Origin of the sequence: Sediminibacterium sp. TEGAF015 (genome assembly GCF_025997995.1) — a bacterium.
Lineage (GTDB): Bacteria > Bacteroidota > Bacteroidia > Chitinophagales > Chitinophagaceae > Sediminibacterium.
The window spans coordinates 1277615-1291787 of sequence record NZ_AP026683.1; the positions used below are offsets into that span (position 1 = coordinate 1277615).

General features: G+C 38.5%; 14 protein-coding genes. 6 read left to right on the top strand and 8 right to left on the bottom strand.

What is annotated here, in order from left to right; translation table 11 throughout:
• Positions 1 to 16 precede the first annotated feature (16 nt).
• On the bottom strand, positions 17 to 487 hold the full coding sequence (locus TEGAF0_RS05745; protein WP_264900786.1) for an OsmC family protein: 471 nt from the start codon (positions 485 to 487) through the stop codon (positions 17 to 19).
• A gap of 27 nt (positions 488 to 514) precedes the next feature.
• Positions 515 to 1267 (bottom strand): LexA family transcriptional regulator, encoded by a 753-nt coding sequence (locus TEGAF0_RS05750; RefSeq protein WP_264900788.1) that lies wholly within the window; start codon positions 1265 to 1267, stop codon positions 515 to 517.
• A gap of 122 nt (positions 1268 to 1389) precedes the next feature.
• Between TEGAF0_RS05750 and TEGAF0_RS05755 the strand changes: the two genes are divergently transcribed.
• From TEGAF0_RS05755 to TEGAF0_RS05765, 3 genes are read left to right on the top strand one after another with little or no spacing between them, the layout of a single operon-like run.
• A complete protein-coding gene (locus TEGAF0_RS05755; protein WP_264900790.1) occupies positions 1390 to 3042 on the top strand; it encodes a M14 family metallopeptidase in 1653 nt (550 codons plus the stop codon).
• Positions 3043 to 3067: 25 nt separating this feature from the next.
• Complete coding sequence (surE, locus tag TEGAF0_RS05760) at positions 3068 to 3871, top strand: 5'/3'-nucleotidase SurE (RefSeq protein WP_264900792.1); 804 nt, start codon at positions 3068 to 3070, stop codon at positions 3869 to 3871.
• 18 nt (positions 3872 to 3889) lie between these two features.
• Positions 3890 to 4186 carry a hypothetical protein gene (locus TEGAF0_RS05765; RefSeq protein WP_264900794.1) on the top strand — a complete coding sequence of 99 codons (297 nt, stop codon included), beginning with the start codon at positions 3890 to 3892 and terminating at the stop codon, positions 4184 to 4186.
• On the opposite strand, the gene TEGAF0_RS05770 is transcribed toward TEGAF0_RS05765, so the two are convergent.
• The gene (locus TEGAF0_RS05770; protein ID WP_264900796.1) at positions 4187 to 6700 is read right to left on the bottom strand and encodes a M56/M15 family metallopeptidase; all 2514 of its coding nucleotides are present in this window, start codon (positions 6698 to 6700) and stop codon (positions 4187 to 4189) included.
• A gap of 4 nt (positions 6701 to 6704) precedes the next feature.
• Positions 6705 to 7067 carry a BlaI/MecI/CopY family transcriptional regulator gene (locus TEGAF0_RS05775; protein ID WP_264900798.1) on the bottom strand — a complete coding sequence of 121 codons (363 nt, stop codon included), beginning with the start codon at positions 7065 to 7067 and terminating at the stop codon, positions 6705 to 6707.
• A gap of 90 nt (positions 7068 to 7157) precedes the next feature.
• Here TEGAF0_RS05775 and lpxB point away from each other — a divergent pair, with 90 nt between their 5' ends.
• A complete protein-coding gene (gene lpxB / locus TEGAF0_RS05780; RefSeq protein WP_264900800.1) occupies positions 7158 to 8261 on the top strand; it encodes a lipid-A-disaccharide synthase in 1104 nt (367 codons plus the stop codon).
• 56 nt (positions 8262 to 8317) lie between these two features.
• Here the strand turns inward: lpxB and TEGAF0_RS05785 are convergent, their stop codons facing one another.
• Entirely contained in the window at positions 8318 to 8494 is a 177-nt protein-coding gene (locus tag TEGAF0_RS05785; protein WP_264900802.1) for a DUF6728 family protein, read from the bottom strand.
• 91 nt (positions 8495 to 8585) lie between these two features.
• Between TEGAF0_RS05785 and TEGAF0_RS05790 the strand changes: the two genes are divergently transcribed.
• On the top strand, positions 8586 to 10655 hold the full coding sequence (locus TEGAF0_RS05790) for a penicillin acylase family protein (RefSeq protein WP_264900804.1): 2070 nt from the start codon (positions 8586 to 8588) through the stop codon (positions 10653 to 10655).
• A gap of 15 nt (positions 10656 to 10670) precedes the next feature.
• On the opposite strand, the gene TEGAF0_RS05795 is transcribed toward TEGAF0_RS05790, so the two are convergent.
• Positions 10671 to 11687, bottom strand: a complete 1017-nt coding sequence (locus tag TEGAF0_RS05795; protein ID WP_264900806.1) for a homoserine O-acetyltransferase family protein — start codon at positions 11685 to 11687, stop codon at positions 10671 to 10673.
• Between the two features lie 75 nt (positions 11688 to 11762).
• On the opposite strand from TEGAF0_RS05795, the gene TEGAF0_RS05800 reads away from it, so the two are divergent.
• Positions 11763 to 12923, top strand: a complete 1161-nt coding sequence (locus tag TEGAF0_RS05800) for a trans-sulfuration enzyme family protein (protein ID WP_264900808.1) — start codon at positions 11763 to 11765, stop codon at positions 12921 to 12923.
• A gap of 29 nt (positions 12924 to 12952) precedes the next feature.
• Here the strand turns inward: TEGAF0_RS05800 and TEGAF0_RS05805 are convergent, their stop codons facing one another.
• Positions 12953 to 13438 (bottom strand): DUF4199 domain-containing protein, encoded by a 486-nt coding sequence (locus TEGAF0_RS05805; protein WP_264900810.1) that lies wholly within the window; start codon positions 13436 to 13438, stop codon positions 12953 to 12955.
• Positions 13439 to 13452: 14 nt separating this feature from the next.
• Positions 13453 to 14097, bottom strand: a complete 645-nt coding sequence (locus TEGAF0_RS05810) for a trimeric intracellular cation channel family protein (protein WP_264900812.1) — start codon at positions 14095 to 14097, stop codon at positions 13453 to 13455.
• Positions 14098 to 14173: the final 76 nt, after the last annotated feature.

Below are 14173 nucleotides of genomic sequence, written 5' to 3' on the forward strand. Positions count from 1 at the left end.
ATGCAATAATCGAATACTATCCTATACTATACACTGCCTGGTGTTTTACAGGAAAATTACAACTGCGTGCAATGAAACAAAAGGCATTGGCTTTCTCATGTAAGGCATTGGCTTGATCCATCATCTGCATATTGGCCAGAGAAATCTTTGGTTTAAGAACTACTTCCGTAAACTGACCAGCGCCAGAGGGTTCTACAGTCATGATCCCTTCGGCATTATCCTGATAAGACGTTACTATGATTCCCGCATCCGCACAAAAATGCAGATACCAAAGCATATGGCAAGACGATAAAGAGGCCACCAACATTTCTTCCGGATTGTACCGATTAGGATCTCCTCTGAACAGCGGATCAGAACTTGATTCTATGGACACTTTTCCTTCCACTTGAATGATATGATTCCTGGAATAGGATTTATAATTGGAAGTTCCTGTTCCAAGATTACCCGTCCACTTTAGGCCTACCCGATAGAAATGCTGGTGAGACATTATTGATTCAATTAATTGGTCCGATTTTTAATTCAGTTTCTTCTTCAAACTGCTAACCTGTTCTTGCAAATTATTCACCATACCCGCCAACTGATTTACATCCCAAACAGGTGCAGCATTCGCTTTCTGTAAAATGTAAACCGCTTTCCAGATTTCCAGAACATCTTCAGCACTTACATTGTATGGCTCGTATTGAGGATTGTCGCTAATCAGCGTAATCTTATTTTTGAGTCGATTGTTTTTCACTACTCGCTTGTAAGCTACCCCTTCATTTTTGGAAAGAACAATATAGGTATTGCTATTTTTTAAATCATCCAGGTCCTCCACTTTTTCCCCTACAATGACACTGCCACTTGGCGTTGGCAACATAGAATCCCCCATGATTTCAAAAGCCCTGTATTGACCCGGAGCCAGCATGGGTAAAGTAAACGTATTCAGCTCATCTACAAATTCTGGGTCTGCATACCCTGTCATATAACCCGCTGCAGCTTTAACGGGAACAAATCTGATTTCAGCAGATTCACTAATCATTTTTAATTGGCGTCTTCTGTCTAAATAAGAACCGCCCTTGCTTTCGGATAAATCTTTAAATAAAAAATCTTCCAGACTTAATTTGAAAATAGCGCATACCTGCTCCATTACCTCGAGCTTGGGTTCTGCCCTCTCTTCTTCATAAGCGCCCACTAGGGAACGTTTGATTTTTAGCTTGTTGGCAAACTCTTCCTGGGTCCAGCCCCGCAGTTTGCGCAGATACTTCAGATTTCTTCCAGCGTTTGACATAACTAATTCTTTTAGCGCAATTTACTAAACTTTTTAGTTTTTCCAAATTTATTTTGATTTTTATTTTAGCGGGCCAATTCTACGACCCGATTGAAGTACTTTTCAGCTTGTAATATTAAGCCATGAAAAAACTATTCCTATTTGCCTTATTGGGTTCATTAACACAACTGAAAGCCCAGTCTGTTGCAAGCTTTCCCGCATCACTTCAGTTAACGCCTGAAAAATCCAACTTTGAAAAAACTTCTTCTTACGCAGACGTCATGCAGTTTTTGCAAACCATCAAAAGCATGAGTCCGCTTATCCAAACAGGATCCATCGGGAAAAGCACACAAGGAAAAGATATTCCTTATGCAGTACTGGCCAATCCGGCTATCAGCACTCCGGAAGAAGCTAGGAAATCCGGGAAGCCAGTTGTGTACATTCAAGGCAATATTCACGGTGGCGAAGTGGAGGGTAAAGAGGTATCGATGATGCTGATGCGCGATATTTTATTAGGCAATTTATCTAATCTTCTCAGCCATCAAATCATTGTATTTGTCCCCATTTATAATACAGATGGGAATGACCAGTTTGCAAAGGGATTAAGACCGTCGCAAGAGAATAGCCCGCTCGAAACCGGTATCCGCGAAAACGGACAGGGCCTCGACCTAAACAGAGATGGTATTAAAATGGAGACTCCAGAAACCAAAGCGATGGTAACGAATATTCTTAATAGCTGGGACCCGCAGATGGTGGTGGATTTACATACCACCAACGGCACTTGGCATGGGTATGATTTAACCTGGGCACCGGGTTATTTATCTGCGGGAGAACCAGGCCCATATCATTATACCAACAGCACCATACTTCCTTTTATAACCGATAAAGTAAAAAAAGAAAATGATTTATTGTTTGGGCCATTTGGTGATTTCTATACCAGAGAAGGCTGGCCAGTAAAAAATTTTTATACCTATAACCACCACCCACGCTATATCATTAATCAGATTGGTCTGCGCAACAGAATGTCCATACTAAGTGAGTCTTTTGCACACGAGCGCTTTTATCAGCGTATCAATAGCACTTATCACTTTGTAAAAGAAATACTGGCCTATTGCAATAGCAATGCAGCAGAAATTATGCAGATCAACCAACAAGCAGAAAAAAATGCGATAGAAGTAGTAAAAAACAATGCAGGAAAAATCAGCAAGGGAGTAAGATTCAAAATGGTACCCACTGCCAATGGAATTCGGGATTTCAGAACCTATGATTATATACCATTTAAAAGAGAAGATGGCACAACTACATTTACGAAAACCGGTAGAATCATCCACTTAGACAAAGTAAACTACTTCGCTGATTTTAAAGATACGGTTAGTGCAACCTTACCTAGAGGTTATATTATCCCAGCCTCATTGGATAGTATTGCCGAACATTTAAAACGTATGGGGGCCAAAGTAGAGAAGCTGGAGAAAAAAACGGAGTTCCAGGGAGAGGGTTTTCTGATAGAAAAATTTACCATAGCCAGCAGAAAATTTGAAGGTCACCAAATGGCTGCTGCGGAAGGAAAATTTGTTGCGAAAACATTCACTGCGGAAAAAGGAGATTATCTGATAGACTTGGCACAACCGTTGGCTAACTTAATTTTCTATGCACTGGAACCTCAGTCCGATGATGGATTATTAACCTGGAATTTCTTTGATCAGTATTTAACAGAAAAAGGCATCAACAATCAAGCAGTGGAGTATCCAGTTTTGAAATTTTTTAGCACAAATACAACACCCAAAAAGAAGCGTTAGACTTAGTCTTATCGTACATTGCAATATGGCAAAAGTGAAAGCAAAATCAAGCAAGAAGAAAGAAGAGCCCATTATCTTGGTTACCAACGATGATGGCTATACAGCACCCGGCATTCATGCTTTGGTAGAAGCCGTGAAAGGATTGGGTAAAATAGTAGTTGTTTCTCCGGATAAGCCACAAAGTGGTATGGGACATGCCATTACCATCGGCGAACCTTTGCGATTACACAAAGTGCATAATTTTGGCGATGTAGAAGCTTACAGCTGCAGCGGAACGCCTGTAGATTGCGTAAAACTGTCGGTAGACAAAGTGTTGCACAGAAAACCCGATATCTGCATCAGTGGCATTAATCATGGCGCCAACCACTCTATTAATGTAATTTATTCTGGAACCATGAGTGCGGCACTAGAGGCTTCCATTGAAAGTATACCAAGTATTGGATTCAGCTTACTAGATTTTAGCATTGAAGCCGATTTTACAGGGGCCAAACAATATGCAAGAATCATTGTAGAACAACTGCTATCCAGCAAAAAACTAGACAAGCATATTTGCTTAAACGTGAACATACCTAAAGTAAAAGCAGAATTGATCAAAGGAATTAAAATTTGTTCTCAAGCTTACGCAAAATACCAAGAGAAATTTGATGAACGAAAAGATCCGCATGGTCGTAAGTATTATTGGTTAACGGGAGAGTTTGTCAATTTTGATAAAAGCAAGGAAAGTGATGTATGGGCCCTAAAGAACAATTATGTAAGTGTGGTTCCTGTTCAATTTGACCTGACCAATTATACTTTGAAAAAACAATTGGAAAAGGATTGGAAGTTTTAACCTGCTCAAGTCATCATCATGTTATTCAATAAAGATTCAATTCCTTTCGGCCTTTTGTTGGGATTTATTGCGCCCGTTTTTGGATTGTTTGGTTATTACTACTGGAAGTTCAGCTTATTCAGTTTGAATGAATTCTTTCAGGTACTAATGATGCAGAAATCTTTATTGAGTGGCATTATCAGCATTGCTTTAATTGCCAATGCCATAGTCTTTACCGTTTATATCAACAAACAAAAAGATAAAACAGCCAAGGGAGTATTCATCGCAACTTGTATTTATGCGTTAATTTCCCTTGGTTTTAAATGGTTTGTTTAATTAATCTTCGCTAACCATAAAAGTAATTGATTGCTTTACTCTAGAAGTAACTGCTTTTCCTTTCTGTTTAGCAGGAACCCATTTAGGCCCTTTAACGATTATTCTAACAGCTTCTTCTGCCGTTTTATATCCGGGATCATTATCCGCTTTTATATTACTGATACTCCCGTCGGATGCAACGATAAATGAAACAATAACAGTGTATTTTCCTGGAGGTCCTCCATTAATTACTGGCAAATCTATATTCAAGTTTCTTTCTAAATATTTTTGCCAAGCTTCTTTACCGCCTGGGAATGAGGCAGGAACTTCTGCTTGAGTAAATACTTTATTATAGCTTTCTTCTTTTAATTGATTAGAACGCTCTATAACAGGAGGTGGCGGTGGCGCAGGTATAGGGAGTTTCCCATATTTTTCTTCAGCCCCTCTCATACTAGCTGAATTATTGAGCATATATTTTTCTTTAGTTCCATCCTTTAATAAGATTTCCATAGTTTTTAATTGATGGTTCCAAGAAACATTAGCAACTCCAGTATTACGCTTCATAAATGATTTTATACCAGACCGATCATTCTTATCTTCTTCATGAAATGGATTAATATTTTTGAGATTAGCATCTTTAGTTACTACCTCTAACACACCATTAATTCCTTCTGTCCCGTATTTAGAGGTAGCTGCTTCCTTTTTAAGCACATTTATTGATACAATTTCATTGGGATTCATCTCGTTCAAACTTTCATAATCTACTTGTTTTCCATTTAATATAACAAGTGGCTTTTGTCCGTTTTTTGCAAATAATTTTAAACCACTACCCAAACCTTCAGCACTTTTACTAAAAGAAAATGACCTTACAGAATCAAAAGTTAGTTTACCTGGCGCAGATTCAATTTTCTTAACTAAGAGTTGAACTGTATCTTTTTCTGCTTTTATAAAATCATCATTTTGTTTTGTAAGAGTGGGCTTTTGACTGTACTCAGTCTCCGCCAGATATTTTTGAACACCATTCAAAATGGCAACTGCCAATGATTCTCTGAAACTGGATGAAGTGATTATTTCCAAATCACTAGGATTTGATAAGTAGCCAGCCTCAACAAGAATACTTGGACAGTTAACATTTTGCAATACATATATCCCATCTTTCCTGCTCTTGATTCCATTAAAGGGCAAATTCAAATCATCCACTTGATTAGCCACCTGGTTGGCAAACTGTAAATGACTATTGTAACGATCGGTTTTACCCGGACTGGCTATATAAATTTCAGTTCCGGAAAGGGTTGCATTATTGGATGCATTATAATGCAAAGACAAAAACAAATCCGGGTTAGATCTATTGGCTTTTTGAGCAATTTCCATAACGGAATGTGTTTCATCTTCTGTACGCGTGAAAACTAGATTCAATCGGCTATTCTGGTTCATAGATTGGATGGTTTTGGCCAGCTCAAGTGTCAATTGGGATTCAAAAGATTTACCATCCACACCTACACTTCCCTTATCTGCCCCACCATGTCCTGCATTGATGACAATGGTGTAGTCTTTTTTCAAACTAACTGTCATAGGTGAAATGGGAGTAACAGGGCTGCCGGCAACATCTTTATAAATGGTTTTTACAAATGTTTCAACAGATATAGGCTCTGTGGGTGGTGCATTTCTAAATGCCACTAATACAATAATTACAGCCAGCAAGGGCAATACAATCAATCTTCTTAAATAGCTGAACCTTGTGTTGGATTTACTTAACATGGCAATACGTCTTTTGATGGGTGAAAAAAAGAAGGGATTGGTTAAATGGAAGCTTTGTTGAGGGTAGGCAGCAGTCAATAACATATGTGCCAATGATGCTGTATCTCCACTCTCAACAGATTTTTTATCTGCAATGAACTCATGAATCATGTGCAGCTCTTTTTGAATCCACCAGAAAATTGGATTCAGCCAACCTACAATCAAAACACTTTGCATCAATAGTTTATCAAATGAGTGCTTTTCTTTTACATGCGTAATTTCATGTTGCAAAATTTGTTGGCCGGTTTTACTGCTTAAATCAATGGCTTCATTCCAGAATATAAAACGGAAGAAAGAATAAGGAGTGCCTTTTGCATTGGTCATGATTAGATCTATGGTACCCATTTTTTTAGCACTACTCCGCTTTAGTAGCTGAAAAATGCGAATCAGTGACACTATCAGACTGATGAATAAAAGAAGTGATCCTCCAATATATAGCAGTTGTAATCCCCTCTGCCAAGAAATGGAATACCAATGCTGACTGAAACTGGTTTCTAATTCAGAATTGTTGGTGGCTACAGCTGAAAGCAAATAATATATTTGGGCATCATTGGCATCATTGTAATCGTTCCACTGTATTTTAATCAAAGGAACCAGCCAGGAAAGTAGTGTAATCGCCAACAAATAGAATCGGTTGTATTGATGAAATTTATTATCGCGCAACACAAGCCAGTAATATCCCATCATTATGGCAGAACAAAAAACTACTTGTAAAAAATAATAAAGGGTGGTTTGCATACAATTATTTTTTAGATTTTTTCATTTCCTGCAACAATAACTCTAGCTCTTTTACACTGATGTCTTTCTGTTTTACCATAAAGGAAACTGCATCGGCAAAAGACCCCTCAAAATACCCTTCTACTAAATTTCGAATGGTACTGGAAGAATATTCCTCTTTAGTTACCATTGGATAATATTGATGCACTCTTCCAATTGGAGTAATGCCCACAAACTTTTTTTCTACCAATATTTTCACAATAGTCGCAACCGTGTTACTATGTGGTTTTGGTTCAGGCTGTGCTTCAACAATATCTTTTAGGAAAGCGGTTTCCAGCTTCCAGATGGTTTGCATTATTTGCTCTTCTGCTTTGGTTAATGGTTTCATGATGTACATTTACAGGAGTAAACTTATAACTAAATTTTTAGTTTAACAACTAAATTTTTAGTTATTTAACTATTTTTTTAGTTATTCGCCATGAAATACTATGTAATTGCAGGAGAAGCCAGTGGGGATTTGCATGGCAGCAACCTGATAAAACAATTGAAAGTTCAAGACCCTTCAGCTCAAATAAAATGCTGGGGAGGAGACCTAATGCAAGCTACAGGAGCCCATCTGGTAAAGCATTACAGAGATCTGGCATTCATGGGTTTTACAGAAGTTATCAAAAACCTACCGACTATATTGGGCAATTTGAGATTCTGTAAAGAAGATATTATCAGCTATCAACCCGATGCAATCATCTTAATTGATTACCCTGGATTCAATCTTCGAATTGCCGAATGGGCCAAGAAACAAGGTATTAAAGTGATATACTATATTGCACCGCAGGTTTGGGCCTGGAAAGCCAACAGGGTAAAAAAAATGAAGACATGCATTGATCTGATGCTTTGCATTTTACCCTTTGAAAAAGCGTATTTCAAAAACAATTGGAATTGGGATGTGCATTATGTTGGACATCCACTTATTGAAGTCATTGAAAAATTCAAATCGGCCAATCAGTCCGATATAAAACCAATCATTGCTTTATTACCAGGAAGCCGCAAACAGGAAATTGCCAAAAAACTTCCCATCATGCTTAGTGTTGCAGATAAGTTCCCGCAATATGAATTTGTAGTAGCACAGGCACCAGGCCAAGATGATGCATTTTACGAACCGTTCTTAGAGGGGCAGCAAAATGTAAAAGTGGTAAAAGATGGTACGTACCATTTATTATCAGCATCTACTGCTGCATTGGTTACTAGTGGCACCGCCACGCTCGAAACGGCTTTATTTGGGGTACCTGAAATTGTATGTTACAAGGGAAGTGCCATTAGCTACCAGATTGCCAGGCGATTGATCAAAATTAAATTCATCTCACTTGTGAATTTAATCATGGACAAAGAAATTGTAAAGGAATTGATTCAGGATGAACTTAACACTGCTAACCTGGCGAGGGAGTTGCAATTTATCACTAGCAATCCACAAAAAATCAGCGAACTAAAATCGGAGTATCAACAACTTTACAAAAAATTAGCAGAAGGAGGTCATGCATCAAAAAATGCAGCATCCCTGATTTCAAATCTTCTTCAAAATAAGTAGGAAATTACTTCCATTAAATTAAGAAACACTTGTTAACAAGTAGCCTTACAAAAATGTTATCGGAAGAGTGGAATGATGACTTGTTTAATCAAGATAAAAATAACTGCCAGCAAAAACATTACCAGGGAAACACGATTCATCCCATGCATATACTTCATCCACTGAGATTTGGGAGCGTTTGGATCTGCTTTCTTAATAAATAAGTATTGTTGAATTTGATTCCAGATACCCATATTGGTAATTTTATACAAAGATAACAGGGGTAAACCAATTTAGTTCAATCAACCTTATCCCCTTAGATTTGTTATCCTTAAAAAAAGCTGCATGCGCAAACTATTCTCCATCGTTTTCTTTCTAATTTATTCCGTAAACCTTACTGCTCAAATAAAGATTGAGCTGGAAACCTATAGAGACCCCAATCAAATTGATATTATCCGTGATAAATGGGGCGTGCCGCATATTTTCGGCAAAACTGATGCAGATGTTGCCTATGGGCTGGCTTGGGCACATGCAGAAGACGACTTTGAAACCATTCAACTTTCCTTGATGGCTGGCAACGGGATGCTTGCCAGATACAAGGGAAGAGAAGGAGCCCAGGTGGATTATATAGTTCGTTTACTCAGAATTCCTGAACTAGTGGAAGACCGTTATGAGAGAGACCTTTCAGCCGATTTCAAAAAAGTATTGCAGGGATATTGTGAGGGCCTAAATGCCTATGCAGAAAAACACAATAATGAAGTTTTATTAAAAAACCTATTCCCGGTTACTCCTAAAGCAATGATTAGATATTCTGTATTGCAATTGTGCATTTTATCAGGAGCCGACAAAGCATTGTCTTCCATTTTTGGGGGAACTGTTCCCTTATTGGAAAATTTTAAAACGCAGGGCAGTAATGCTTTCGCCTTTAATAGTAAAAAAACAACAGATGGAAATACCTATCTGGCCATCAATGCCCATCAACCTTTAGAAGGACCCGTGGCTTTCTATGAAGCGCATTTAAACAGTGAAGAAGGATGGAATATACTCGGTGCCAATTTTCCTGGCGCCCCCAGTATTTTACATGGCGTAAATGAACACCTAGGATGGGCTCATACGGTAAATGAGCCAGACAAACTAGATGTATATCAATTAGAAATGCATCCCAAAAACAAGAACCAATATTTATTTGATGGAAACTGGGAAACCCTTGAAGTAAAAGAGACGAGAATTCCAGTAAAGTTTAAATTAATGACACTTAGTGCAATTAGAGATCTTCATTGGAGCAAATACGGCCCAACCATCATAACAAAAAGAGGCACTTTCTCCATCCGTATGCCGGCGCAAATGGATATTCGTGGATTAGAACAATGGTATCGTTTTAACAAAGCCAAAAACTTTACTGAATTCAAAGCAGCATTAGAAATGCGCGCCATTCCAGGATATAATATTGTGTACGCAGATAAATACGATACCATTTATTATATTAGTAATGGTAGAATACCCGTACGTCCTAAAGGATACAATTGGAAGTCTACCCTGCCTGGCAATACCAGCAAGACCTTATGGAATGAATTACATCCCATTAGTGCATTACCGCAAGTATTACAGCCTTCCTCAGGATTTGTATACAATACCAACCACTCTCCTTTTCATTCTACAGAGGGAAAGGAAAATCCAGTGATTACCGACAGCACTATGGGATATGAGACACTGGAAAACAATCGCAGCAAAAGATGGGAAGCATTGGTACAGCCATTGAATAAAGTGAGCTATGAAGATTTTAAGCGAATCAAATTTGACCGGCAGTTTCCCTCCACCTTTTATTTCCCCTATAATATTGACAGCTTATTTCTCTTAGATGAAACGACATATCCTGACATTGCAGATTTGATTGTGCAACTTAAAAACTGGGATAAAAAAGGCGACGCAACCAATATAGGAGCAGGTACTTTCTTTATGGTGTATCATGATATCGTTCCCAAACGAAGTGTGTTTATGAAACAAGGTTTTATAGGATTAGAAGATGCTGTTGGAATTCTCAGATCTACCAAAGCCACTATGTTGCAGCAATTCAACAGAACCAATTTACAATTGGGTGAGGTTCAAAAACTGGTTCGTGGAAATGTAGCTTTACCCCTACCGGGCTTACCTGATTTGCTAGCGCCTATGTATTCCATTCCCTATAAAGACGGAATGTACAAAGGCAATCAGGGTGATGCATATATAGAATTGGTTAAATTCACGAAAGATGGACCGATTATTGAATCTGTAAATGTGTATGGTGCATCTGCTAGAAAAGATTCCCCGCATTATACCGATCAAATGCAAATGTATATTGATCAAAAAACAAAGCCTATGACTTTAAATAAGGCTACTGTTTACCAACAAGCGGTTAAAAAATACCATCCACTCTAAATTGAACTCAGCACTTTATGGAAGGAATGGCGCTAGTAAAGAACTGATTTGTTGTGTTTCAATGATGAAGCCATCATGCCCGTATGTTGAGTCAATAATATGAAATTGCGCATCTGGCATATGATTGGCCATGAATGCTTGTTCTGCAACAGGACAAAGGATATCAGAATCAATCCCGATAATCAATGTGGGTTGATGAATCTGACTTAATGCTTTTCCCAAATCACCGCCTCTGCCTCTTGCCAAATGGTGACTATCCATGGCTTTGGTTAGCAGCCAGTAACTGTACGCGTTAAATCGGTTCACTAATTTATCACCCTGATAATTGATATAGGACGAAGCTTTGAATCCATCAATCTTTTCCGGATCCGGATCGGTTTGTCTTTCCTGAAAAGTAGCATAATTCCGATAAGTAAGCATGCCAATGGCTCTGGCCGCTTTTAATCCAGCAGCTCCAGCATTTGGTGCATGGTCTTTCCAGGTACAATCTGCTTCAATAGCCAGTCGTTGTGCTGTATGCACCGCTACCCCCCAGGCTGACTCGGAAGGAGAAGTAGCGATTAAAAAAAGCTTTTGAATAGCTTCAGGCTCCATCAACGCCCATTCCAGTACCTGATAGCCGCCCATGCTGCCACCCATCAACAAATCAATGCTATCGATACCCAGATAAGCCCTTAAAGCAATATGGGCTTTTACCATATCTCTAATGGTCACCATCGGGAACTCAGAAAAATAGGGCGCTTTTGTTGCCGGGTTTATACTCAAGGGACCAGTTGATCCATAACAGGAACCGATGATATTAGCACAAACTATAAAATAATCAGATGGATTGATGAAAGACTCATTCCCCACCAATCCCTTCCACCAATCTGCTGCATCCGCATTGGCAGTTAAAGCATGACAAATCCAAACCACTTTAGACTTACCGGGATGGTAGTTACCGTAAGTATGATAGGCAATTTGTAGTTCCTGGATACTTGATCCACTCTCTAATAAAAAAGCTGCCGTATGGGTAAAAGTCTGTAATGCCATTTGCCGGAATTCTTACGCAAAATAAAGACAACTGAAGCGTACCTTTATGTAAATTTTTAAAAGTAGCGGCAGCAGATGAAAAAAGAAACAAAAGCCATCCGAATTCAGACAGAAAGAACCAACGAAATGGAGCACTCGACTCCTATGTTTTTAACCAGTAGTTTTTGTTTTGATAATGCAGAAGAAATGAGGGCTGCTTTTGCAGATGAATCAGATGATAATATTTATTCAAGATTCAGTAATCCTACTGTTCAGGAATTTATAGACAAACTGGTAGCATTGGAAGGAGCAGAAGCAGGTTATGCCACAGCATCAGGCATGAGTGCCGTTTTTGGTTCCTTTATGGCGCTGTTAAAACAAGGCGACAGATTGCTATCCTGTAATTCCATTTTCGGAAGTACACATACCGTAATCTCCAAGTATCTGCCAAAGTACGGAATTGAATACGGCTATATTGATGCGAATGCAACTGCTGAAGACTGGGAAGCAGCCATTACCCCCAATACCAAAATGATTTATCTGGAAACACCTACCAATCCGGGACTGGAAATACTGGACTTAGAAATGATTGGCAAGATTGCCAGAAAACACCATATTATTCTGAATGTAGACAATTGCTTTGCCACTCCTGTAAACCAGACTCCTATTGATTTTGGGGCTGACCTAGTGGTTCATTCTGCAACGAAATGGTTAGACGGACAAGGTAGAGTTTTAGGAGGAGCTATTGTGGGCAAAAAAGAATTGATTAAAGAAATTTATCTATTCTGCAGAAGTACAGGTCCGGCTTTGTCCCCTTTTAATGCCTGGGTGCTGAGCAAGAGTTTAGAAACCCTGGATGTAAGAATGGAAAGGCATGCAGCCAATGCGTTGTTCCTAGCAAAAGCTTTGGAAAATCATCCAGCGATTGCACAATTGAAATATCCATTCCTTACTTCACATCCTCATCATGGTATTGCAGTTAAACAAATGAAAAACGGTGGTGGCATTGTTTGTTTTGAATTAAAGGGGGGGATTGAAGCTGGCAGAAAATTTTTAGACCGACTGCAAATGCTCTCACTTACCGCCAATCTGGGAGACACCAGAAGTATTGCTTCTCACCCAGCAAGCACAACACACGCCAAATTAACAGAAGCAGAAAGACAGGCTGTAAATATTACACCAGGTTTGATACGAATCAGTGTAGGTCTGGAAAACAAGGAAGATATTCTCGCAGATATATTGCAAGCTTTAGCCTAAATGAAAATTTTTTATTACAAAGTTATCTGCTAAGGCTTTTTTGTTCTTATAAAAATCATAGCGATGCTGGTGGTGATAAGGCCCATAACAAAAGCAGCAATAGTACCTTGAACGGCATAATTTTTATAATTAAAATTAACAACAGCTTCTTCTGTTGTTTTATAGTACCCAATTTCAACAGAACGTTTGATAACGTTGGGAAAATATTCTGGAGTAATAATATACGTAGTAATCCATTGAGTTAATGGGGTCAGTGCAGCAATAATCAAAGAGAGGTAGAGTCCAGATAAGAATCCTTGCATATAACTGATATTACCACCATAATCTAATTTCTTTTTTTCTTTTAGTGCCAACACCATTATCCATATAGCAGGGATGGCAAATAGATTCGTTAAATACATATGGTAATCAATATATTTACCATGTAATCCAGCAACTTTTTCTAATACCATCCAAATCAAGGTCATTATGGAAAATAAAATGGCCCATTTTACTTCAACTTTAATTGGTTTCATTGTGTGGGGGATTATTATTTAGGTAATTGAGTGTCTTTGGTTTTATCGTGTACCGATCTAAGTACAGGCAGATGAATATGAAACTGAATTGCTACCAAGCGAACCAACATCACACTTAATGCTGCAATAGGTGCCGCCGTATCTTTCGTCATATTCAATTTAAGAAACAGAAAATAAACCAGTCCTCCTATTACACAGGCCATCGCATAAATATCTTTTTGTAACAGTAAAGGCACTTCATTTAAAAGCACGTCTCTTAATACCCCACCTATTGATCCTGTAATAGTACCCATCACAATACAAACCCAAAAAGGGAAACCTGCATCCATACATTTAGAGATGCCAATAATGGTTACCAGACCTAATCCAATTGTATCAAATAAAAAAAGCGTATTCGACCAGCGCATTAATTTTTCTTTGAAAACTAGGGTAGCCAATAAGGCTACACCGGTAGTAACAAAATATCGACTATCCAGCATCCAAAAAGGAGTAATATCTAACAACAAATCTCTAACTGTACCGCCACCAATTGCGGTAACCAGGCCAATTACAAATGCGCCAAACCAGTCTACATTTTTCTTTGAGGCCATTTTAATTCCACTCATGGCAAAAGCAAATGTTCCTATTAAATCAGGCAGTATGGTAAAAAGATTATTCAAGTCTTATAAATAATAGGTGCAAACTACACTCAATCTCCATTAAATTTATAGAAAATACCAGTACCATGCGCTCCAG

What these genes read in the sequence shown, in the direction of transcription:
- TEGAF0_RS05745 (WP_264900786.1), bottom strand. Translation starts at nt 487, where the DNA reads ATGTCTCACCAGCATTTCTATCGGGTAGGCCTAAAGTGGACGGGTAAT.
- TEGAF0_RS05750 (WP_264900788.1), bottom strand. Translation starts at nt 1,267, where the DNA reads ATGTCAAACGCTGGAAGAAATCTGAAGTATCTGCGCAAACTGCGGGGC.
- TEGAF0_RS05755 (WP_264900790.1), top strand. Translation starts at nt 1,390, where the DNA reads ATGAAAAAACTATTCCTATTTGCCTTATTGGGTTCATTAACACAACTG.
- surE (WP_264900792.1), top strand. Translation starts at nt 3,068, where the DNA reads ATGGCAAAAGTGAAAGCAAAATCAAGCAAGAAGAAAGAAGAGCCCATT.
- TEGAF0_RS05765 (WP_264900794.1), top strand. Translation starts at nt 3,890, where the DNA reads ATGTTATTCAATAAAGATTCAATTCCTTTCGGCCTTTTGTTGGGATTT.
- TEGAF0_RS05770 (WP_264900796.1), bottom strand. Translation starts at nt 6,700, where the DNA reads ATGCAAACCACCCTTTATTATTTTTTACAAGTAGTTTTTTGTTCTGCC.
- TEGAF0_RS05775 (WP_264900798.1), bottom strand. Translation starts at nt 7,067, where the DNA reads ATGAAACCATTAACCAAAGCAGAAGAGCAAATAATGCAAACCATCTGG.
- lpxB (WP_264900800.1), top strand. Translation starts at nt 7,158, where the DNA reads ATGAAATACTATGTAATTGCAGGAGAAGCCAGTGGGGATTTGCATGGC.
- TEGAF0_RS05785 (WP_264900802.1), bottom strand. Translation starts at nt 8,494, where the DNA reads ATGGGTATCTGGAATCAAATTCAACAATACTTATTTATTAAGAAAGCA.
- TEGAF0_RS05790 (WP_264900804.1), top strand. Translation starts at nt 8,586, where the DNA reads ATGCGCAAACTATTCTCCATCGTTTTCTTTCTAATTTATTCCGTAAAC.
- TEGAF0_RS05795 (WP_264900806.1), bottom strand. Translation starts at nt 11,687, where the DNA reads ATGGCATTACAGACTTTTACCCATACGGCAGCTTTTTTATTAGAGAGT.
- TEGAF0_RS05800 (WP_264900808.1), top strand. Translation starts at nt 11,763, where the DNA reads ATGAAAAAAGAAACAAAAGCCATCCGAATTCAGACAGAAAGAACCAAC.
- TEGAF0_RS05805 (WP_264900810.1), bottom strand. Translation starts at nt 13,438, where the DNA reads ATGAAACCAATTAAAGTTGAAGTAAAATGGGCCATTTTATTTTCCATA.